The sequence below is a fragment of the Croceivirga radicis genome (assembly GCF_002072105.2).
Lineage (GTDB): Bacteria > Bacteroidota > Bacteroidia > Flavobacteriales > Flavobacteriaceae > Croceivirga > Croceivirga radicis.
The window spans coordinates 164327-186834 of record NZ_MTBC01000002.1 but is presented as its reverse complement, the minus strand read 5'-3'; the positions used below and the strand labels follow the sequence as shown (position 1 = coordinate 186834).

Here is a 22508-nt window from a genome sequence, read left to right as displayed (position 1 = left end):
ATATACTTTAATCTTCAAATTCAGCCTTTAGAATGCGCACCACTTCATTCACCGTCTCTTCTTCCAAGTCTGTACGCTTAACCAAATCTGCAACATCTTGCTCCAACACACTTCTAGCAGTGTCCAGACCAATTTTCTTGAACTCTTCTATAATCCAAGCATCTATTTCATCAGAAAACTCGGTAAGCTCAACATCTTCCTCAACGCCCTCTCTAAATACATCTATCTCATAACCTGTTAGTTGACCCGCCAACCTTATGTTGTGACCTCCACGACCAATTGCCTTGGACACTTCTTCTGGTTTTAGATAAACCTGGGCTGTTTTTTTCTCATCATCTAACTTAACACTAGTAACCCTAGCCGGACTTAGCGCTCTTGTTACCATTAACTGTGCATTGTTAGTGTAATTGATAACGTCTATATTTTCATTACCCAACTCCCTAACAATACCATGGATCCTAGACCCTTTCATACCCACACAAGCACCTACCGGATCAATTCTATCATCATAAGAATCTACAGCAACCTTTGCTTTTTCCCCAGGTATTCTAACCGCTTTTTTAATCGTAATTAAACCATCAAAAACTTCTGGTATTTCCTGGAAAAATAACTGCTCTAAGAATTTAGGCGCGGTTCTAGACATTATAATAGCGGGCTTATTACCTTTAAGCTCAACACTTTCTATAATACCTCTCACATTATCTCCTTTTCTAAAAAAGTCAGACGGTATCTGTTTGTCTTTTGGCAAAATAATCTCGTTACCCTCATCATCTAAAAGGATAACCGCTTTATGCCTGATATGATGCACCTCAGCCGTGTAAATCTCACCTTCTAAATCTTTGAACTGCTTATAAATTGTGGTATTATCGTGCTCATGAATTTTAGAAATTAAATTTTGACGTAACGCCAAAATTGCTCTTCTACCCAAATCCATCAACTTCACTTCTTCAGAAACATCTTCCCCAACTTCAAAATCGGGCTCAATTTTCCTAGCTTCTGATAAAGAAATTTCCTCGTTTGGCTCTTCAACCTCACCATCTTCCACAACCACACGGTTCCTCCATATCTCCAAATCCCCTTTATCCGGGTTAATAATGATATCAAAGTTATCGTCCGAACCAAATTTCTTTTTAAGGGCATTACGGAATACTTCTTCCAAAATAGCCATTAGCGTTACCCTGTCTATAAACTTATCATCCTTAAATTCCGAAAAGGATTCAATAAGCGCCATGTTTTCCATTGCGGTCTACAATTAAAATTTTATTACAACTTTAGCTTCAATAATATCAGAAAAATCAATCACTTGTTCTTTCTGTACGGTATGCTTTCCCTTGCCAATTGGTTTTGGCTCCCTAACCTTCCAAACAAGGGTAATGTTCTGATCCGAGGCCGCCTCTAATTTTGCCTCAATTGTTTCCTCCTGAGTTCTAACTTTTAGATTACGCCCAATATTCTTTTTATACTGCCTTGGCATTTCTAACGGCGTAGTTGCCCCTGCAGAAGTAACTTCTAAAGAAAAATCAATTTCTTCCCGGTCCAAATTATGCTCTATTCCCCTGCTCACGTCCATACAGTCTTTTAGACTAATACCCTTATCGCCATCCAGAACAACTTTTATATGATTATCCGCACCTACGGTGAAAGAAATCAAAAACAAATCTGGCCTTTTTTCCAAAGCACCATCTAATAAAGCTTTAACGGTATCTTTAAACATAAACTAGTTAGCAAAAGAAGAGGGGACCTTAAGTCCCCTCTGATTACTTTTATATTCGCTTTCAGCATTGCAAATATATGATAATTAAATGGTTTGCAAAAACTGATAGAAAATAAAAAATCCCGCACACAGAGAGGGGATTTTTATTTGTTGGCCTACAAGGACTCGAACCTTGAACGACTGAACCAAAATCAGCTGTGTTACCAATTACACCATAGGCCAGTACCATTTTGAGCGTGCAAATTTAATACAAACTTTTTGTAACGCAAACATTTTTTGAAATATTAATTTTTAAAAGTTGGTTTTTCCTGTTAAACCTTTTAGAAAAACGGGGTTTCCTTTTTTAATATTTTGGTAAATTCGCCCCCATAGGTAAACCTAACACCACATGTTCGAGAAAAATTACGACAAATGGAACACCATCTTTGGATGGATAGCTTTTGCAATAGCACTTATTACGTATAGCTTAACCGTAGAACCCACCGGTAGTTTTTGGGATGCCGGAGAATACATTACCACATCTGCAAAGCTACAAGTTGGCCACCCACCAGGAGCCCCCCTTTTACAAATGATTGGTGCCTTTTTCTCAATCTTTGCGTTTGGTGATGCAAGTAAGATTGCGCTTATGGTTAACCTAGTTTCTGTAGTTTCTAGTGCATTTGCCGTTTTATTTACCTTTTGGATAATTACCAATCTAACTCGTAAGTTGGTAAAAAAGAACAAAAAATTAAATAATCATAATATCCTAGCCATTTTTGGTAGTGGTATGGTGGGCGCCTTAGCCTTTACCTTTTCTGATAGTTTTTGGTTTAACGCGGTAGAAACAGAAGTGTATGCCATGGCCAGTTTTATTATGGCATTATTACTCTGGCTAGGGTTAAAATGGACCGATCGCTTGGACGACCCAAGGGGCAACAAATGGCTTTTGCTCATTTGTTTTGTAATTGGATTGGTTTTTGGCATTCAATTTATGGGCTTTTTGGCCATACCTACCATAGGCCTTCTCTATTACTTTAAAAAATACAAAGAGGTAACCATTAAAAACTTTTTACTGGCCAATATTGCAGTTGTTGCCATTTTAATGTTGGTATACAAATTCTCCCTAACCTATGTTTTAAAATTGTTTGGATGGAGCGAGGTATTTTTCATCAATCAAATAGGCCTTCCTTTTAACTCAGGAACCATAATTATGGGCTTACTCTTTGTAGCAGTGTTTTATTTTGGGTTAAAATACACCAGAGACAATAAGTATTACAACGCTAATTTAATAGTGCTTTGTTTTATGTTCTTAATACTTGGTTTTTCTTCTTGGTTAATGTTACCCATAAGAGCAAACGCCAGGACTGTAGTTAATGAGAACAACCCGGAAGATGCGCGTTCTTTGCTAGCCTATTACAACAGAGAGCAATACCCTAGTCCTGAAAGTCCATTTTATGGTGCTTATTATTCCAATTCATTTGCAGGGCCTGGAGATGATATTGATGAAAAACCTAAATATGAAAAGGACGAAAAAGCAGGGAAATATGTAATAGTAAACAATTATAAAGACGCCTTACAAGGCCCCAACAAAAAACATATTGGTTTTTTACCCAGATTATGGAGTGAGCAGCATGCAGAAAATTACATGCGTTATTTTGGCCGCTTGGATTTTAAGATTAAACCAGAGTATATATCTGATTTACAACTAAGAGATGCCGTAAAGCAATTTAAACAACTAGACGCAGAAGGCGAGATTGATACCGAGCAATATATTAAGTTTCTCAGGAGTTTTGCAGATTACATAGATGTACAGCCACCTAGTTTGGGACAGAACCTATCTTATTTACTTGAATTTCAATGGAGTTATATGTACATGCGTTATTTTATGTGGAACTTTGTTGGCAAACAAAACGACGTACAAGGCAGGTATGACAATAACGGCCAATGGCTTAGCGGAATTGGTTTTGTAGACAGCATACGATTAGGAAGTCAAGAAAATTTACCTTCAGAAGTTTTGGATAACAAAGCAAGGAACACCTATTTCTTTTTACCGCTTCTGTTAGGAATTATTGGCCTAGTATTTCAAATAAGCCGTAACCCAAAACATTTTTGGGCTCTTTTCGTGTTTTTCCTGTTTACAGGTTTGGCTATTCAGTTTTATACCAACCCTACCATCTTTCAGCCTAGAGAAAGAGATTACTCTTTGGTTGGTTCTTTCTTTATTTTTTGTATTTGGATCGGTATAGGTGTTTATGGCTTGTTCGATGAGCTAAGAAAACTTTTAAACCCAAAACTTTCCGCACCGATCATCACCATTGCGTGTTTATTAAGCGTACCGTTTGTTATGGCCTACCAAAACTGGGACGATCATGACCGTTCTGGAAGATATACCGCCAATTCTAGTGCAAAGGCTTATTTAGCCTCGTGCCAAGAAGATGCCGGAGCCATCTTGTTTACTATAGGAGATAATGATACTTTCCCGTTATGGTACGCACAAGAAATTGAGGGATACAGAACAGATGTTAGAGTAGTGAACACTAGTTTATTTGCTACGGATTGGTACATTGATCAAATGAAACGCAAAGCGTATGAGAGCGACCCTATACCTTCTCAACTAACTCATGACAAATATAGCTACGGCACCAGAGATGCGGTTTACTATCAAGGAGTAACCGAGAATAGGTGGAGCATTAAAGATTTCATGAACTGGATCGGTAGCGATAAACCACAGACCAAATTTAAATATCTATTGGAAAAGCAAGGAAGAGACTTAAGTGGCTTTTCTGAAAGCAATCTGGACATTGTATACTATCCTACCAACAAAATTAGAATTCCCGTAAATAAAGAAAATGTGTTGGCTAGCGGATTGGTAAAACCAAAAGATAGTGCCCTTATCGTAGATTACATAGATATAGATTTGCCCCAAAGCGCATTACCTAAAAACAGGATTTTAATGTTGGATATTATTGCCAATAATGATTGGAAAAGACCAATTTATTTCTCTGGCGGTAGTTTTGATAGTGCAGAATATATTTGGATGAAAGAGTATTTACAACTAGATGGGCTTGTTTACAAATTAGTACCTATTAAGACCGAAAACCAAAGCCCTTACGAAATGGGAAGGGTAGATTCCGATTTAATGTTCAACATAGTCAAGAACTGGGAATGGGGCAACGCCGGAAGTCCAGATATTTACCATGATCCGCAAACGCGCTCACAAGGCCTTTCTTTTAGAAGTAATTTGGCACGATTAACAGAGACATTAATAGCGGAAAACAAAATAAATAAAGCCAAAGAAATTATTGATATAAGCATGGAAAACATGCCAATAGAATATTTTGGATTCTATGCTTTTGTAGAACCTTTCTTAGATGGTTATTACAAGGTTGGTGAAAAACAAAAGGCACGTGAAACGTTTGAACGCCTAAAGAAAATTTACCAAGAAAGACTAGAATACTATGCTAGTATTCCAAGAGATGAGCAATATGAGAACATTGAAGAAATCTTAAGCAATCTAGGAAGCTACCAACGCATTGTTTTTATTTTAGATGACAATAACGATAGTGAATTTGCCGAAAAAGAATCCCTCATATTAAGAGAGTATATAGGTTTGTTTAACAATTTTATTGATGATTCTGATACCCAAATACCTCCTGTAAATAGCGTACCGGAATCAGAGCGATTGGAAATACCGGTAGATACTATCCCGGATGATACAAATTTAATACAAGAAGACAATGTTTCCGTGGAAAATTAATCCATGGGAACATTGTCCTATTTAAAATTGTGGTAAAAGAGATTTATGAAGGTGATTGCCTAAATATACTCGTTCAATATTCCTATTAACGTATTGGCATCTGCTTCGCCGCTTTGGCGCCAAACCATTTCACCTTTCTTGTATATCATCAGTGTTGGCAGGCCTTTTATTCTTAACGCCTGTGACAATTCTTTGTTCTTTTCCACATCAATCTTAATCACTTTTCCCTTATCACCTAAAGCTGCAGCTACATCTCTTAACACCGGGTGCATAGAGGTAGAAGTTTCGTTCCAATCGGCATAAAAATCCAATAAAACGGGTACGTTCAAATCAATAAGTTCTCCAAATTTTGACATGGAATATGCTTTTATAAAATCAAAAGTAAGAAAAATAGTTAAAGCTTAATTTCACAGAAACCCTAACAAACCGGCATTCTAGTTAAAATCAAGTTAAACCCTTCTTTTTTAATTTAATCACGGTTACCTCTGGCCAAATACCTACTCTACCTGGGTATCCTAAAAAACCAAAACCTCTATTCACATTTATATACTGGCCTAGCTCTTCATAAATACCGGCCCAATAGGTATAACGCCATTTAACCGGACTCCACTTAAACCATCCTGGAATCTCAATGCCAAATTGCATTCCATGGGTATGCCCACTTAACGTTAAATGGTAATGATGGTCGTCATGTATTATTTCTTGCTCCCAGTGAGAGGGGTCATGACTCATTACTATTTTAAAATCGTCTTTTTGTATTCCTGCCACAGCTCTTTTTAAATCACCCGCTTTCTTAAAGCCACCTGCCCCCCAATTCTCTACACCAATCAAAGCTATACGGGCGCCATTTTTTTCTAGATAGCTATTCTCATTCAACAACAACCTAAAGCCCATCTCTTTTTGCATGGCTTTTAGTTCTTCTAAGTTTTTTGCCTTAGCCTCGCTGGTTTCCCATTCTACATAATCGCCATAATCATGATTACCAAGTACCGAAAACTTACCATCTTTTGCTTGTAGTGACCCAAAAAGTGTTTTCCATGGTTTCATCTCGCTAGCCATGTTATTTACCATGTCTCCAGTAAACAATATAACATCGCTATTTTGTTGGTTAATTAGGTCTACCCCATATTCTATTTTCTTGTAATCATCAAAACTACCGGAATGAATGTCAGATATTTGGGTGATTTGATAATTGTGAAACGCTTCTGGCAAATCATCGAACTCCAATTCGTAAGTTAAAACCTTATAATTGTATTTGCCCTTATACATACCGTAAAGCAAAGCCCCAAAGGGTAAGGCAGCCAACCCTAAGCCCAATACACTTAAAAATCTACGCCTTGCTGGTATGGTAAACTCCTTATCTGTGTTAAACCATTTATTATACGTACCTACCAAAAGCCTAAATATATCTTCTCCAAACAAAAAAAGTATCGTAATTAATTGAAAGGATAGCATTGCCAAAAGAAAACCAAATGCATAACTCTTAGGTCTACTTAGCACTCTACCAGAATCTGCAATAGAAAACTGATAAATAAAATTACCTATAACAAGGAGCGATACAAATATAAAGCAGTAGTGAACCCAAGGTTGCCTGGTAGCGGTACGTATACCTTGTAGCGCATAAAAGCCCATTATTAGGTACAACACAACAAAAAATATCCAGCGAAGCATAGCTTTTTTAACAAATATATTGGTTTACCTATGGTAAGGCTAGGTATTTCACATTATTTAACGGCATCTATTACCTCCTTTATCGTCTTTAATTGACTGTAAGCTACGTGATGTTCCGCAAGGTGTTTGGTAGCGTTCATTGGTATTTTTCGATTTACGGATATTGAATTTTCAAATCCTGAGCCTGATAGATGAATGGCCCGTAAGCCCGCATTTTTGAATAATTGGGCATTGTCTGCAGAAACCCCACCACCTGCCATTATGGTAATTGCGGTTTTAGATTGCCATTTTACTAGTTTATCCAAGGCATTGACAGCACTTAAATGCTTACCAGACGTAAGTACTGTATGCACCCCTATATCCTCTAAAACAGCCAAATCTTTTTCTGGCTCAGTTAACCAATCAAACGCTCTATGAAAGGTGAATGCAGTTCCTTGGCATTGTTTCACCAATTCTCGGGTTTTTTGTATATCCAAATCATTATCCCTAGTTAACGCCCCAGAAACAATACCTTTTACCCCCAAAGAGAGGCAAAAATCAATATCTGCCTGTAACACCTTAAATTCATCTTTTGTATAGGTAAAATGGGCACTTCTAGGCCTAACCAACACATGAACCGGAATAGAAACGGCTTGCATTACCGTTTTTAACATCCCCGCAGATGGGGTAACCCCACCAACACCTAACTCTGAACAAAGTTCTATCCGGTCAGCATTAGCGTTCATCGCCCGTATGGCGGAGGTGAGCGAATTGGCACAAACTTCTACCAACATATTCCTATATTTAAAAAGCTAAAAATAAACAACCATAGATGAAACGGAGAAAATTCTTAAAAAATTCCAGCCTAACCACTGCGGCGGCTATTTCTGCACCAATTATTGCCTCTTGTAACAATACAGAAACAAAAAAAGAAACACCCAGCACCGTATCAAATCCAGTGAAACCAATAGTGGTGTGTACTTGGGATTTCAAAAATGCCACGGCCAAAGCGTGGGAAGTTTTAAGTAAAGGCGGCACCGCGTTAGATGCTGTAGAAGAAGGGGTACGTGTAGAGGAAGCAGACGAAAAAAACGAAACCGTTGGCAAAGGTGGCAGGCCAGACCGTGATGGTAACGTAACCCTAGACGCCTGTATAATGGATAAGGATGGAAACTGCGGTTCTGTTGTTTATTTACAAAATATAGCACACCCTGTTTCTGTGGCACGTAAGGTAATGGAAGAAACGCCACATATAGTTTTAGCTGGTAGAGGTGCTGAACAGTTTGCCTATGAGCAAGGATTTAAAAAAGAAGACCTTTTTACAGAAAGCACAAGAAAACAGTATGAAGAATGGAAGAAAACTTCTAAATACGAAACAATAATCAATATAGAAAACCATGATACCATTGGCATGCTTGCCATTGATGAAAAAGGCGACATTGCCGGCGCTTGCACCACTAGTGGAATGGCCTATAAAGTGGCTGGCCGTGTTGGTGATAGCCCAATTATAGGCGCAGGACTTTTCATTGACAATGAAGTAGGCGGAGCTACCGCAACGGGTGTGGGCGAAGAAGTAATCCGTACCGTTGGTAGTTTTTTAATCGTAGAACTCATGAGGCAAGGTAAAAGTCCGCAAGAAGCCTGCGAAGAAGGAGTAAAACGTATTATGGCTAAAAACAAGGACCGTAAGGATTTCCAAATCGGTTTCTTGGCTATCAATAAAAATGGCGAAACCGGGGGTTATTGTGTGCATCCAGGTTTTACCTATAGGGAATATTCTCCTAAAGGACATGAAAATGTGCAAGTCAAAAGTTTTTACGAGAAGGCTTAGCCGAGCATTTTAAAAACCTATGACTAGAAATAATCGTTCTGATTTTGGCAAAGGCCTCCCATTGGAACGATTATTTTTTTGTGATTCCTTTAATCCAAAGGTTCCATTCTTAAATCTCGTTGGTAATCTTTAAATTCGTGCTTCTAACACAAATCTGATGTCCGAACAAAAAAGACTATTTCTTTTAGATGCCTATGCCCTAATTTTTCGAGGCTATTACGCTTTAATTAAAAATCCCCGTATTAACAGCAAAGGTATGGATACCAGTGCCATTATGGGATTTATGAATTCGCTTTTTGATGTGATGCGAAGAGAGCAACCAGACCATTTGGCCGTTGCATTTGACAAAGGTGGTAGCGTGGAACGCACAGAAATGTTTGAGGAATATAAGGCAAACAGAGACGAAACCCCAGAGGCTATCAAAATTGCCGTACCCTATATACAAAGCATTTTAAAGGCAATGAAGATACCTGTTGTAGAACTAGAGGGTTATGAGGCGGATGATTTAATTGGTACGCTATCCAAGCAGGCCGAAAAAGAAGGCTACAAGGTGTTTATGGTGACTCCAGATAAAGATTTTGGGCAATTAGTAAGTGAAAACATCTTTATGTACCGCCCAGCCCGTATGGGTAATGGTATAGAGATTTGGGGTATTCCAGAGGTGCAAAAAAGATTTGGAGTAGAACGCCCAGAACAGGTTATAGATTATTTAGGGATGATGGGCGATGCGAGCGATAACATACCTGGATTACCTGGTGTTGGAGACAAAACCGCAAAGAAGTTTCTGGAACAGTTTGGTAGCATGGAAGGCTTGCTGGCCAATACGGACCAGTTAAAAGGAAAAATGAAAGAAAAGGTTGAAGCAAATGCGGAACTAGGTAGACTATCCCGACAACTTGCAGAAATCAAGACTGATTGCGAAGTAACTTTTGATGCAGATGATTATGAAATTTGTCCGCCAGATGCTGAAAAAGTACAAGAGCTTTTTGAAGAATTGGAATTTAGACGTCTAAAAGACCAATTTTTAAAATTGTATGCTGGTGAAGCAGATGCCGGTACCCAGATAAGCAACACACCAACTGCCAAAAAAGAAGCTAAAGTAGCAGGCAGTGGACAATTTACCTTATTTGGTGGAGACCCCGCAGAGGCGGCCGCCACTATTGCAGAAACCAATAGCCGTAAAACCATTAAAGATGTAAGCCATCATTATCAATTGGTAGAAGATGGCATGGCTACCGAATTGTTTTTGCAGCAGTTATTACAACAAACTTCGGTTTGTTTTGATACGGAAACCACTTCTTTGAATCCGTTAGAAGCAGAATTGGTAGGTATTGCCTTTAGCTGGAATGTTGGTAAGGGCTTCTATCTTCCCTTTCCAGAAGACCAATTGGCAGCTAAGGAAAAAATTGAACTGGTAAGGCCTTTCTTTGAATCTGATACTATTGAAAAAATAGGGCAAAACTTAAAGTATGATATTAAAGTAATGCATCGTTATGGAGTAGATGTCAAAGGAAAACTTTTCGACACCATGTTGGCCCACTATCTTATTAATCCAGACATGCGGCATAATATGGATGTACTATCAGAAACCTATTTAAATTACACTCCCGTTTCCATAACCGAGCTTATTGGTAAAAAAGGAAAAAATCAATTAAGCATGCGGCAGGTTCCATTAGATAAACAAACAGAGTATGCCGTAGAAGATGCAGATGTAACCTTTCAATTGGCACAACATTTTAAGCCAGAGCTAGAAGAAGCTAAAACCACCAAATTATTTGAAGAAATAGAAATTCCTTTGTTGCGTGTCTTAGCAGACATGGAATCTGAAGGTATAAATCTGGACAAAAATTTTCTTAACTCCCTATCTACAGAATTAGATAACGACATAAAGAGCTTAGAACAAAAAGTATTTAAGGCAGCCGGAGAAGAATTCAATATAGGTTCCCCTAAACAACTAGGCGAAATATTATTTGGCAAACTTAAGTTGGTGGACAAGCCTAAAAAGACCAAAACTGGACAATTCTCCACATCTGAAGATGTATTGTCTTACCTAGCAAAAGAACACGAAATTATAAAGCACGTTCTGGACTATCGTGGCCTTACCAAGCTTAAAAGTACTTATGTTGATGCATTACCAGAACAAGTAGAAGAAGCAACCGGTAGAGTACATACAGATTACATGCAAACCGTTGCCGCAACGGGCCGTTTAAGTAGTAATAATCCCAACCTACAAAATATACCTATAAGAACAGAACGCGGCAGACAAGTACGTAAAGCTTTTGTACCTAGAGATGAAAACTATATACTCTTGGCCGCAGATTATTCTCAAATAGAGCTACGCATCATTGCTGCATTAAGTGAAGAAGACACCATGATAGAGGCTTTTAAAAACGGTATGGATATTCATGCATCAACCGCATCAAAGGTGTTTGGTGTACCGCTAGAAGAGGTTACTCGTGAACAGCGTAGCAACGCCAAAACAGTAAACTTTGGAATAATTTACGGTGTATCTGCTTTTGGTCTTAGCAACCAAACCGATTTAAGCCGCGCCGAAGCCAAAGAATTAATAGATACCTATTACAAAACCTACCCTAAACTTAGAAATTATATAAGTGAACAAGTAGACTTTGCACGTGAAAATGGCTATGTACAGACCGTTCTAGGCAGGCGTAGATACTTAAAAGATATAAATGCCGGAAACCAAGTAGTACGTGGTGCTGCAGAGCGTAATGCCGTTAACGCCCCTATACAAGGTAGTGCAGCCGATATCATAAAAATTGCCATGATCAATATCCATAAGAAATTAGAAGAAGGCAAATACAAAACCAAAATGTTATTACAGGTACATGATGAATTGGTTTTTGATTGCCATAAGGATGAGTTGGAAGAAATGAAGCAATTGATACAATCTGAAATGGAAAACGCCTACAAACTATCTGTTCCTTTGGATGTGGAAGTAGGCATAGGGCAAAATTGGTTAGAAGCACATTAAATAAAAAAAGCACCCGTTTGGGTGCTTTTTTATTATAATTTATTTCTACCATTTAATTTCCAAAACTACCCGCTAATCTTGGTCGCTGTTTTTTACCCACCTTAAATGTATCTATAAAAGCATTCCACTTAATACCGAATTTGTAGGGTTTTAAATCGAACCACAATTTAACCAGTCCTTGATTAGATGAAATCTTTAGTACTTTCTCCAAATTGAACTCTAAATACTCAAATTCATTGGCTTGTTCTTTTAAGCCATCACTATAGGAAAAGGTGTTACCATTGCCATTTAAATAAAAACGCAAACCAGTATATGTTCCCAGCGGTAATTGCATCATTTGTTTGGTTTGTAAAAACAGACCACTATACATGCTCTTTAATTGTACTCCATTTTGACCAAAAAAATCTAGGACCTTATATTCTTCTCCGCTATCTGCAATAGCAGTAATCTTTGATAAATTAAGCACCATCTCAGAAACTTCAAGTTCTTGAACCATTTCGTTCTTTAAAACCACCTCAAATACCTCTTCCCCATTTTCCGTACTAGTAGCATTACCAAATGCATACGGAATTTGCTGCCATGCTGTTGGATAGAATCTTGTATGTTTCATAACAATTCCATTTTATTTTAGGGTACAAAATTCCAAAGTAAGGATAGCTTAGGCATCCAATTAGTTTTCCAATAACTATGCTATATTACCTCTAAACCGCAATTTTATCTAAACTTTAGGTTAAATAAGTAACCATAAGTTCTTTTCTTAGGTCAATATTTAACTAAAAGCACCAGAACATGATTTAAATTAAAGTAGCCTATCTTTATATAAGAAACCAACCAAACCCATTAATGATGAAAAGAATTGTTCTTTATACAATTTGTCTTTTATGTTGTATTAATCTAAATGCCCAAGAATATACCCCTACACAAGCAAACCTTAAAAATAGAGCCTGGTTCCTGGATGCTAAATTTGGACTATTTATCCATTGGGGCATTTATTCCGTTTTGGGGCAACATGAATGGGTTATGGAAACCGAAAAAATTGACATTGAAACCTACGAGAAAATAGCGCCTTTTTTTAATCCAACAGCCTTTAATGCAGAAGAATGGGTATTGATGGCTAAAGACGCAGGCATGAAATATATTACCATTACAACCAAACACCATGATGGTTTTGCCATGTATGACAGTAAAATATCGGATTGGGATATTATGGACCGCACGGCTTATAAAAAGGATATTTTAAAAGAGCTAGCCGCTGCTTGTAAAAAGCACAACCTTAAACTGTTTTTTTATTATTCACAATTAGATTGGCACCATCCAGATTATTACCCAAGAGGCACTACCGGAAAAAGTGCCGGAAGACCAGCAAATGGTAATTGGGAAAATTATATAGACTACATGAACGAGCAATTATCTGAATTGCTTACCAACTATGGGGATGTTGCAGGTATTTGGTTTGATGGCTGGTGGGATAAAAAAGAAGCTAATTGGCAGTTAGACAAAACCTATAAGCTTATTCATAGTTTGCAACCAGCTGCCTTGATTGGAAGCAACCATCATTTAACACCTAAACCAGGTGAGGATTTTCAAATGTTTGAAAAAGATTTACCAGGAGAAAACAAAGGAGGTTTTAGTGGTGAATCTAAAATTGGTAGCCTACCCTTAGAAACTGCAGAAACCATGGCCAGCAAATGGGGTTTCTCCTTACAAGACAAAGCGTATAAAAGCAAAAAAGAACTAATTCAGTATTTGGTAAAGGCAGCAGGCCACAATAGTAATTTTTTACTTAATGTAGGCCCAATGCCCAATGGAAAGATTCAGCCTGAATTTCGTAAAACATTATCAGAAATTGGAGCGTGGACCAAGCAATACGGGGAAAGCATTTATGGCACTAGAAGCGGTCCTATAGCACCACAGATATGGGGCGTTACCACAAAAAAAGGTAAGACTATCTATGTTCATATTTTAGAATGGAAAGATGAGAATTTCCTATTGCCCAAAATAGATGAACCGGTTAAAAACGTCTCTATTTTTAAGAGCAAGGAAAAACTAGATTACAAAAACACGGAATTTGGAACGGTTATTAAGCTACCCAAAGAACTTTTGAATAGTATAGACTTAATACTAGAAGTTACGGTCAAATAATTTTAAACCTATCAATAGCATTTATTACCTAAGAACTACTTCTGTGAGAAAATAAAAATCTTGCATTAATTTATAAACTTACCAAATAGGACAAATAAGTAGACCTTATATATGTCTTCTCTAGTAGTTACCTGCCTTTTTAAAGAGAGGTGCACATATGCGATACCGTTTATCGAAAGTTTTCTCTACGATTTGATTTTTTAAGATTTTTTTAAGATTTTTACACTTAAATGTTATAAAATCCCCGTTTTCACTACACCAATAGGGTCTTCGGAACTAATACAATCTGTGATTTTAAACCAATTATAATTCTATTAAACTAAACCATGAAGAAACAAATTCTATTTGCTTTCCTAGTATGCACATGTGCCAATTTTATATTTGGCCAAAGCGCTAATCTTAAAAAACATGTCATTTATCCTTCGTTTGTAAGGCTACCTATTAAGCCCGTGGTAGAAGATGCCAACAGAACCTATAGTATAGTAAGTTCTAATTCTGAAAGCCTAACCTCTGCATTTCCGCAAAACTACTTTGAGTCTAAAATTAACATTAACGGATTTACCAAATTAGAAAGAGATGCGTATCTAACCATTAACAGTACTTTATTAGATGTAAATATTACTAGTACAGACATAGAAAGAAGAACTAAAACAGAAAAAGATAAAGATGGTAACGAAAAATCTTACACTGAATATAGAGGTATTGTTAACTATACTACAGATGGTAGGGTAACAATAAAATCAGTAGATGAAAACCTAAATTACCTCTTAACTTATAAAGACGAATTAAAGAAAGAAGGTGATTGGACCAGAAATTATAAATCAGCGGCAACCTATGTTAAAAGCATGAACTACCGTACGCTGCGTATGGAATATGTTAAATCCGTAATTGATAATTTAAATTTTAGGGTGAATGAACTTTATGGCTATGTGCCAATTAAACCAATGCGACTTTTTTGGATTTTAAATTCTAAAAAGCATCCTGAAAATCCAGCACAAAAGGAAGCATGGAGTACTATTGAAGCCGCTTTTAAGGGTATGAAGGCCCAAGAACCTGTAAACGGTGTTAAAGAAAGCTTACAACCTGCTATTTCTTACTTTGAAAGTATCCCAGGAAAATACCCTGGAGACGACAAAAAATCTAAAAAATTAAGGTATGGTGCCTATTATAATTTAGGCCATATCTACTTACTATTAGATGATATAGAAAATGCTAAAATTTACGGTAACAAGATTATAGAAAACGATTACGACAAAGGAGACGGAAAACGCTTGATAAAAAGAGCCGACCAACTTGCCGAACTTTTTGACAAAAATCAAGTTAACACAAGACATTTTGAAATCATAACAGAAGACAAAACTGGTTTTAACGCTGTAGAAGCTAACCAAGTAGCCGATAACAACCAAGAAGACGAAGAGGAATTTGATGCTGCCAACCACCCAGATTACTCCCTATCTTACGTTATGATGCAAAGTGGCGATACCCTAGCAGGGTATGTAAACATGACCAAACTAACTAGCTTATACAACAAACTATCTGTTTTTGTAAAGGATTTTGAAGGTAAGACTGTACCAAGAACCATAGCAGCAAGTGAAGTGGATATGGTAGTTTTTGGTAACGGAGAGAAACTTTATACCATACCTTTTAAAGAAGCTGCAGAAGCGGTTACCTTGAACAAAGCAAATACAGGGCACAAATTTGTTAAACGCCTATATAGTTCTAAATACTTTAAGTTGTACCAATTTAGAAATAACGAATTGGTGATTATGCAGAAAGGTTCCAAAGCAGGAGAATCTACCTTATCTACTAAATGGGCTTTAGGTTTTAGAAAACAGTTAGGTGCAATGCTTGGAGAAACTTGTCCAGACTTAGGGGAAAGGGTTAAAGAAAAAGAATTTAGAAATAATTCTGAAGACCTAATTGCTTTTATGAAAGCTTATAAGGAATGTATGGACGAATAAATGAACAAAAAAAGGCTTCCAAATTTGGAAGCCTTTTTTGTTATAATGTATTGACCTCTAGCGCTATTGCCAATTCTTCATTGGTAGGCACTATTAGAACAGGCACAGAACTTTCTTTAGCTATATTTCGCGTGTTAGCAAGTCGTTTATTGTTTAATTCTGCATCCAAATTTATATTAAAACAATCCAAGCCTTCACAAGACTCCCATCGCACGTCGTCACTATTCTCTCCTACCCCTGCTGTAAAAATCAATGCATCAATTCCGCCTAAAGCCGCTATATAGGCTCCAATATATTTTTTAATACGGTACGTATAAATGGCCAAGGCTAAAGCCGCATCTTTATCCCCATCTTTTCTTTTTTGTAAAACCGTCCGCAAATCGTTATCACCCGCAATACCCAACAATCCGCTCTTTTTGTTAACACTTTCCTTTAAATCGGAAACTGTGAAACCTTTCTCATGCAAATAAAAAAGAACAGAAGGGTCTAAATCTCCACTTCGGGTACCCATCATTAAACCTGCTAAAGGGCCTAACCCCATTGTTGTATCAATACAAACTCCATCCTTAATAGCCGCCATGCTACAACCATTTCCTAAATGGATAGAAATTACCTTATACTTTTCTCCCAAACCTAGAAAATCTACACCTTTAGTTGCAACGTATTTATGGGAGGTTCCGTGAAAACCATATACCCGCACCCCATAATCTCTATACCACTCTTTAGGCACCGGATATCTATATGCCTTAGCAGGTAAATCTGCATAAAAAGAAGTATCAAAAACAGCATATTGTTTAACACCTTTAAAAATCTGTTCGGCAACTTCAATACCTTTTAAATTGGCAGGATTGTGTAGCGGCGCCAAACCAAAAAGTTTTTTAATCTCTGCCTTCACCTCTGGTGTAGCCAACATACTTTTCTTTAAAATCTCTCCACCATGTACTACCCGGTGACCAACGGCAAATAAGTCCGTCGGTTGTTCTATGAGCTTTATGGTACCTTCCATTAACCACTGGGCTACCACAGTAAGACCAACTTCAAAATTAGGTATAGCCATTTCCTTTTGTACGCCTTCCTTAGCTTCCGAAGAAAAGGTTACAATGCTTTTTTCTTTTCCGATTTCTTCAATGGCGCCTTTAGCCAAAACCGACTGCTCTGGTAATTGAATTAATTGAAATTTGAGGGAAGAACTACCCGAATTTAAAACTAAGATTCTCAATGTTGTATGGGTTTAGTTGGATATTTTAATCTTCTTGGGCTTGTACCGCAGTAATAATTACCGTGTTTACAATATCATCTACCGTGCAACCCCTGCTTAAATCGTTTATAGGCTTATTAAGCCCCTGTAATACAGGCCCTATAGCCAACGCTCCGGTTTCTCGCTGCACGGCCTTATAGGTATTATTACCTGTATTTAAATCCGGAAAAATCAATACATTGGCTTTACCGGCAACTAATGAGTTTGGCATCTTCTTTTGCCCAACCTGCAAATCAACTGCGGCATCGTATTGTATTGGACCTTCAATTAACAAATTAGGATTACTAGCTTTTACCAATTTAGTAGCCTCACGTACTTTCTCTACTTCTTCCCCCTTACCAGATTCACCTGAAGAATACGATAACATGGCCACTTTTGGCTCCAAACCAAAATTTTTGGCCGTTTGCGCGGAAGAAATAGCAATTTCTGCCAATTGGGCCGCTGTAGGATTTGGGTTAACCGCACAATCTCCGTACACCAGTACTTTGTGCTCCAAACACATAAAGAAAACAGAAGAAACTACATTTACATTGGGTTTTGTTTTTACAAACTGCAATGCAGGCCTTATGGTATGCTGGGTGGTATGTACGGCTCCAGAAACCATACCATCTGCGTCTCCTGAAAAGACCATCATAGTTCCAAAATACGAAACGTCTCGCATTAAATCTTCCGCTATTTTACGGGTAACGTTTTTGTGCTTACGCGCCTCATAGAGCGTTTCTACGTACTGATCAAATTTTACGTATTCTGATGGATTAATTATGGCCACTTTTTCCAAATCTATAGCCAAGCCACTATTGATAATTTTTTCTGTAATTGTTTTAGGGTTCCCCAATAAGGTGACTTTAACTACGCCATCCCTACTTAATATTTCCGTAGCTTTTAAAATACGATCATCCTCACCTTCTGGCAAAACAATATGTTTTTTATTTGCGGTTGCCATCTCCATGATTCGGTAACGAAACATCTTTGGCGTTAAAACATCGGTTTTAAAATTGGTAAACTTATTAATAAGGTAATCCACGTCTACATGTGAATTAAATTCTCGTATAGCCGCATTGAACTTAGTTCTATATTCCAATTTTAACTTAGGAACTATGCTATCTAGGGCTAAAGCGGTATTAAACGTATTAGTTTTCACCTTTAAAATAGGTACTGTCCGTTTTAAGCCTTCTAGAAGATTAATTACCACCGCATCTACATCATGAATACCCGTTAAGACGATGCCAGATATTGATGGGTAGTTTTTAGATTGGTTGGCCTGCAACGTTCCTAAAATAATATCTAAACGGTCTGCCGGTGTAACCACTACACAGCCTTCGCTCATAAATTCTAGATAATTTTTTAATTGCATTGCTGCTATAGACACCCTATGCATTTGTTTTTGGTTCAACTCTTCTTCTCCAAATAAAACCTGGGCTTTTAAAGTCTCTGCTACCTCTGATAGCATAGGAGCAGAAAGTGTAGGAATTTGCGGAATGGCGGAAAACAATTTCTTCTTACCCGTGCCACCAAGTTTTTCACGTAGCATAGACAGATAATCGTCTGTATCATCTTCTTTAACCTTATTCACTATAGTACCAATAACTTCACAATTAAACTCTTCAAACTGGTCTAGAGCAATGTGTAGTTGGCGGGCCAATTCTTTAGGTTTTTTATCCTTACCATTACCTATAAGCAATACCGGCGCACCAATATTTTGGGCAATACGTGCGTTTATTTCAAATTCAAAATGACTGTTTTCTCCAACAAAATCGGTTCCTTCTATCAAAACCACATCGTGTTTTTTCTCCAGATTCTTGTAATCCACAATTATCCTTTCTATAACACGCTCAAACTTGCCCTCCTCCAGTAAATCGCTCATTTCACTAGCTTGAAATGAGAAAGATTCGTCATACGTTTGTTTAGAATTTACCATGCCCAATACCAGGGTAATGTTATCATCTTTTTCTTGTGTGTCTAGGATGATGGGTTTAAAATACCCAACAGTTCCCGTACGTTTAAGCAAGGTATCTACGATGCCAACAGACACTAACGATTTGCCACTATTTGCTTCTAAACCGGATATATAAATTGACTTTGTCATTAACTATTCTGATTTCTTTAAAATTAAGGATTGAAGTATAAATTACCCTGTACTTCCCAGTTTTTCTTGCATTCTTGATTAGACTATAAGTGATCAACCCATAATCTAAAGAAAAATACCATTTCAAAATTCTAGTAAATGGCAGAGGTTAACTATGACGATTGTCAGGTTTATACCGAAGCGACAGGAAAGTTATCAACTGGCTTCATAATTAGCACCCAACGTATCCAGGACCTTTAAAAAGTTTGCAAATTCAGTAGGATTCAAATCTTTTACGGCCAGCCTACGCAAACGTAAAGCTTCTGGCAATACCTTGTCTACAATTTCTGTCCCTACAGTAGTTAGCTCTAATTTAAATCGTTTTAAATCCCCTTCAAAACGCGTTTTTTTTATCCACCCTTTTCGTTCTAAACCTCCAATAACCCTAGAAATTGTGGCCCTATTTCTAAAATTAAGCTGGGTTATTTCACTTTGGGAGGCCTCTTCGCCCATGTTATATACCTGGTGCATTATAACCCATTGTTCTATGGTCATGTGTACATCCAAATTATCAAAGGCCCGCAAATAAGCATCTTGTATTTTTCTTAGTACCAAATCTAGGTGTAGGCCTATGCCGTGAATTTCATCAATCTTGTTCAACATACTACCGCAAAATTTAACCTAAAATTTCTACAAATTCCTAGCGTGATTCAATTTTTCTTATATTTTTGTTGCATCAACAACAATTAATCGATAGTATTAAGCTAAAACTACTGCAATATGGAAGCAAATACACTAGAAAAACAACATACGGAACAGGACTTTATGCCTATTAACGGAACGGATTACGTAGAACTTTATGTTGGTAATTCCTTACAAGCTGCACACTACTACAAAACCGCCTTTGGTTTTCAATCCTTAGCCCACGCGGGCTTGGCTACTGGCTTAAAAGACCGCGAAAGTTATGTTGTGGTACAAGATAAAATTAGATTGGTACTTACTTCTCCATTAAAAAGTGGTACTACCATTGGCAAACACATAGACCAACATGGTGATGGCGTCAAGGTGGTTGCCCTATGGGTAGAAGATGCTACACAAGCCTACAATACCGCCATGGAAAAAGGTGCAAGATCCTATCAAGAACCCATTACAGAAGAAGATACCAATGGCAAAGTAGTGCGTGCGGGCATTTACACGTATGGTGAAACCGTGCACATGTTCGTAGAGCGCAAAGATTACAACGGTACTTTTTTACCGGGCTTTACCAAGTGGGAAACACCAGATTACAACCCGGCCCCAACTGGTTTAAAATATGTAGACCATATGGTAGGTAATGTAGGATGGAACAAAATGAACCATTGGGTAAATTTCTACGAGCAGGTGATGGGCTTCAAAAACATACTTTCTTTTGACGATAATGACATTTCTACCGAGTATACAGCCCTAATGAGCAAAGTAATGAGTAATGGTAACGGCCGTATTAAATTCCCGATAAACGAACCTGCAGAAGGGAAGAAAAAATCTCAAGTAGAAGAATATTTAGATTTTTATGAAGGTGAAGGCGTACAGCATATTGCGGTTGCTACCGATGATATTATTAAAACCGTACGTGATTTACGTTCTAGAGGCGTAGAATTTTTACGAGTGCCAGATACGTATTATGATGTGGTAACTGACCGCGTAGGTGAGATTGATGAGGATATTGCTCCGTTAAAAGAATTAGGCATATTGGTAGACCGTGATGATGAAGGCTACTTGCTACAAATCTTTACAAAACCAGTAGAACCAAGACCTACCATGTTTTTTGAGATTATACAGCGTAAAGGCGCACAATCTTTTGGCAAAGGTAATTTTAAAGCCTTGTTTGAAGCTATTGAGCGTGAGCAAGAACTAAGAGGAACCTTACATTAATTTGGTTACCATTGCGCCATTGGCGTTCTAGTTTTCCGTAACTTAATGGCAATTGCCCAACAAAACCCTTTAACTAAAAACATATGCCTATCTATCACAAACTTGGAAAAATACCTCCTAAACGCCATACCCAGTTTACCAAACCAGATGGCAGCTTGTATTATGAGCAACTGTTTGGCACCATTGGGTTTGATGGTATGAGTTCCCTATCCTATCACATTCACCGCCCTACCCAAGTAAAAGAAATTGGTAAAGCTGTAGATGTAGCACCAAAAATAGCAGTAGCCAAAAACATTACCTCCCGTAAATTTATTGGATTTGATGTTGCTCCCAAGGACGATTATCTGGAATCTCGCGAACCTTTATTGGTAAATAGTGATGTGCATGTAGGCTTGGCAGCCCCTAAAAAATCGTTAACGGAGTATTTCTATAAAAATGCAGACGCAGACGAAATGCTTTTTATTCATAAAGGTTCTGGAACGTTACGTACTTTTTTAGGAAACATTCCTTTTGAATATGGGGATTATTTAATCATTCCTAGGGGAATGATTTACCAAATAGATTTTGATACGGAAGACAATAGAATTCTTTTTGCGGAATCCTTTTCACCCATTTACACCCCTAAAAGATATCGTAATTGGTTTGGGCAATTGTTAGAGCATTCTCCTTTTTGTGAGCGCGATTATAAATTGCCACAAGATTTACAAAGTTTTGATGAGAAGGGAGCCTTCACGCTTAAAATTAAAAAACAAGGCATATTGCATAGCTTAGTCTACGCTACACACCCTTTTGATGTTGTGGGCTGGGATGGTTATAATTTTCCTTACGGGTTTAGTATACACAATTTTGAGCCCATTACGGGCCGTGTGCACCAACCACCACCTGTACACCAAACCTTTGAAACCAACGCTTTCGTGGTCTGCTCTTTTTGTCCACGTTTGTACGATTATCATCCAAAGGCCATACCCGCACCTTACAATCATTCCAATATAGATTCTGATGAGGTTTTATATTATGTAGATGGAGATTTTATGAGTAGAACAGGTATTGGACCAGGATATATTTCCCTGCATCCGGCTGGTATACCCCATGGACCACACCCCGGCACGTACGAAGCTAGCATTGGCAAAAAAGGTACTGAAGAATTAGCCGTTATGATAGATACGTTTAAACCCTTAATGGTTACAGAAAATGCCTTAAAGATAGATGATGGGGCATACTACAAGTCTTGGGTGGAATAATTGAGTT

Annotated in this window: 16 protein-coding genes and 1 tRNA gene; 7 read left to right on the top strand and 10 right to left on the bottom strand. The window is 37.7% G+C overall.

Annotation, left to right across the window (positions count from 1 at the left end; all coding sequences use genetic code 11):
• Positions 1-7 precede the first annotated feature (7 nt).
• The 3 genes from nusA to BUL40_RS03730 all read right to left on the bottom strand — a co-directional run bounded on the left by nusA (position 8) and on the right by BUL40_RS03730 (position 1936).
• Positions 8-1240, bottom strand: a complete 1233-nt coding sequence (gene nusA, locus BUL40_RS03740) for a transcription termination factor NusA (protein WP_010518488.1) — start codon at positions 1238-1240, stop codon at positions 8-10.
• A gap of 12 nt (positions 1241-1252) precedes the next feature.
• Positions 1253-1714 (bottom strand): ribosome assembly cofactor RimP, encoded by a 462-nt coding sequence (gene rimP, locus BUL40_RS03735; RefSeq protein ID WP_080318137.1) that lies wholly within the window; start codon positions 1712-1714, stop codon positions 1253-1255.
• A gap of 150 nt (positions 1715-1864) precedes the next feature.
• Positions 1865-1936: transfer RNA gene (locus tag BUL40_RS03730), tRNA-Gln, on the bottom strand.
• 166 nt (positions 1937-2102) lie between these two features.
• Here BUL40_RS03730 and BUL40_RS03725 point away from each other — a divergent pair.
• Entirely contained in the window at positions 2103-5450 is a 3348-nt protein-coding gene (locus BUL40_RS03725; RefSeq protein WP_080318136.1) for a glycosyltransferase family 117 protein, read from the top strand.
• A 59-nt stretch (positions 5451-5509) separates the two neighbouring features.
• Here BUL40_RS03725 and BUL40_RS03720 read toward each other — a convergent pair whose 3' ends face one another.
• The 3 genes from BUL40_RS03720 to BUL40_RS03710 form a co-directional block, all read right to left on the bottom strand.
• Positions 5510-5806 carry a thioredoxin family protein gene (locus BUL40_RS03720; RefSeq protein ID WP_010518491.1) on the bottom strand — a complete coding sequence of 99 codons (297 nt, stop codon included), beginning with the start codon at positions 5804-5806 and terminating at the stop codon, positions 5510-5512.
• A gap of 88 nt (positions 5807-5894) precedes the next feature.
• Positions 5895-7121 carry a metallophosphoesterase gene (locus BUL40_RS03715; protein ID WP_080318135.1) on the bottom strand — a complete coding sequence of 409 codons (1227 nt, stop codon included), beginning with the start codon at positions 7119-7121 and terminating at the stop codon, positions 5895-5897.
• Between the two features lie 53 nt (positions 7122-7174).
• Positions 7175-7894: a copper homeostasis protein CutC gene (locus BUL40_RS03710; protein ID WP_080318134.1), complete on the bottom strand. Its 720-nt coding sequence runs from the start codon at positions 7892-7894 to the stop codon at positions 7175-7177.
• Between the two features lie 38 nt (positions 7895-7932).
• Between BUL40_RS03710 and BUL40_RS03705 the strand changes: the two genes are divergently transcribed.
• A complete protein-coding gene (locus BUL40_RS03705; protein ID WP_080318133.1) occupies positions 7933-8931 on the top strand; it encodes an isoaspartyl peptidase/L-asparaginase family protein in 999 nt (332 codons plus the stop codon).
• 157 nt (positions 8932-9088) lie between these two features.
• The gene (polA, locus tag BUL40_RS03700) at positions 9089-11923 is read left to right on the top strand and encodes a DNA polymerase I (protein ID WP_080318132.1); all 2835 of its coding nucleotides are present in this window, start codon (positions 9089-9091) and stop codon (positions 11921-11923) included.
• Between the two features lie 52 nt (positions 11924-11975).
• On the opposite strand, the gene BUL40_RS03695 is transcribed toward polA, so the two are convergent.
• Entirely contained in the window at positions 11976-12533 is a 558-nt protein-coding gene (locus tag BUL40_RS03695) for a hypothetical protein (protein WP_080318131.1), read from the bottom strand.
• A 233-nt stretch (positions 12534-12766) separates the two neighbouring features.
• Between BUL40_RS03695 and BUL40_RS03690 the strand changes: the two genes are divergently transcribed.
• Together BUL40_RS03690 and BUL40_RS03685 are read left to right on the top strand one after the other, a co-directional pair.
• Positions 12767-14065, top strand: a complete 1299-nt coding sequence (locus BUL40_RS03690; RefSeq protein WP_317044004.1) for an alpha-L-fucosidase — start codon at positions 12767-12769, stop codon at positions 14063-14065.
• A gap of 326 nt (positions 14066-14391) precedes the next feature.
• Entirely contained in the window at positions 14392-16026 is a 1635-nt protein-coding gene (locus BUL40_RS03685) for a hypothetical protein (RefSeq protein ID WP_080318129.1), read from the top strand.
• A gap of 40 nt (positions 16027-16066) precedes the next feature.
• Here the strand turns inward: BUL40_RS03685 and BUL40_RS03680 are convergent, their stop codons facing one another.
• From BUL40_RS03680 to BUL40_RS03670, 3 genes are all read right to left on the bottom strand, one after another.
• On the bottom strand, positions 16067-17245 hold the full coding sequence (locus tag BUL40_RS03680; protein ID WP_080318128.1) for an acetate/propionate family kinase: 1179 nt from the start codon (positions 17243-17245) through the stop codon (positions 16067-16069).
• Between the two features lie 25 nt (positions 17246-17270).
• Positions 17271-19370 carry a phosphate acetyltransferase gene (gene pta, locus BUL40_RS03675; protein WP_080318127.1) on the bottom strand — a complete coding sequence of 700 codons (2100 nt, stop codon included), beginning with the start codon at positions 19368-19370 and terminating at the stop codon, positions 17271-17273.
• Positions 19371-19565: 195 nt separating this feature from the next.
• Positions 19566-20012: a MarR family winged helix-turn-helix transcriptional regulator gene (locus BUL40_RS03670; RefSeq protein ID WP_080318126.1), complete on the bottom strand. Its 447-nt coding sequence runs from the start codon at positions 20010-20012 to the stop codon at positions 19566-19568.
• Positions 20013-20129: 117 nt separating this feature from the next.
• Between BUL40_RS03670 and hppD the strand changes: the two genes are divergently transcribed.
• Both hppD and BUL40_RS03660 read left to right on the top strand, forming a co-directional pair.
• Positions 20130-21260 carry a 4-hydroxyphenylpyruvate dioxygenase gene (gene hppD, locus BUL40_RS03665; RefSeq protein WP_080318125.1) on the top strand — a complete coding sequence of 377 codons (1131 nt, stop codon included), beginning with the start codon at positions 20130-20132 and terminating at the stop codon, positions 21258-21260.
• 83 nt (positions 21261-21343) lie between these two features.
• Positions 21344-22501, top strand: coding sequence for a homogentisate 1,2-dioxygenase (locus tag BUL40_RS03660; protein ID WP_080318124.1), 1158 nt, complete (start codon positions 21344-21346; stop codon positions 22499-22501).
• Positions 22502-22508: the final 7 nt, after the last annotated feature.

Bases quoted from the DNA above. Each gene is read 5' to 3' on its own strand.
- pta (WP_080318127.1), bottom strand. From the start codon at position 19,370: ATGACAAAGTCAATTTATATATCCGGTTTAGAAGCAAATAGTGGCAAA.
- BUL40_RS03725 (WP_080318136.1), top strand. From the start codon at position 2,103: ATGTTCGAGAAAAATTACGACAAATGGAACACCATCTTTGGATGGATA.
- BUL40_RS03715 (WP_080318135.1), bottom strand. From the start codon at position 7,121: ATGCTTCGCTGGATATTTTTTGTTGTGTTGTACCTAATAATGGGCTTT.
- polA (WP_080318132.1), top strand. From the start codon at position 9,089: ATGTCCGAACAAAAAAGACTATTTCTTTTAGATGCCTATGCCCTAATT.
- rimP (WP_080318137.1), bottom strand. From the start codon at position 1,714: ATGTTTAAAGATACCGTTAAAGCTTTATTAGATGGTGCTTTGGAAAAA.
- BUL40_RS03695 (WP_080318131.1), bottom strand. From the start codon at position 12,533: ATGAAACATACAAGATTCTATCCAACAGCATGGCAGCAAATTCCGTAT.
- BUL40_RS03705 (WP_080318133.1), top strand. From the start codon at position 7,933: ATGAAACGGAGAAAATTCTTAAAAAATTCCAGCCTAACCACTGCGGCG.
- BUL40_RS03660 (WP_080318124.1), top strand. From the start codon at position 21,344: ATGCCTATCTATCACAAACTTGGAAAAATACCTCCTAAACGCCATACC.
- BUL40_RS03685 (WP_080318129.1), top strand. From the start codon at position 14,392: ATGAAGAAACAAATTCTATTTGCTTTCCTAGTATGCACATGTGCCAAT.
- BUL40_RS03670 (WP_080318126.1), bottom strand. From the start codon at position 20,012: ATGTTGAACAAGATTGATGAAATTCACGGCATAGGCCTACACCTAGAT.
- BUL40_RS03720 (WP_010518491.1), bottom strand. From the start codon at position 5,806: ATGTCAAAATTTGGAGAACTTATTGATTTGAACGTACCCGTTTTATTG.
- nusA (WP_010518488.1), bottom strand. From the start codon at position 1,240: ATGGAAAACATGGCGCTTATTGAATCCTTTTCGGAATTTAAGGATGAT.
- BUL40_RS03690 (WP_317044004.1), top strand. From the start codon at position 12,767: ATGATGAAAAGAATTGTTCTTTATACAATTTGTCTTTTATGTTGTATT.
- hppD (WP_080318125.1), top strand. From the start codon at position 20,130: ATGGAAGCAAATACACTAGAAAAACAACATACGGAACAGGACTTTATG.
- BUL40_RS03710 (WP_080318134.1), bottom strand. From the start codon at position 7,894: ATGTTGGTAGAAGTTTGTGCCAATTCGCTCACCTCCGCCATACGGGCG.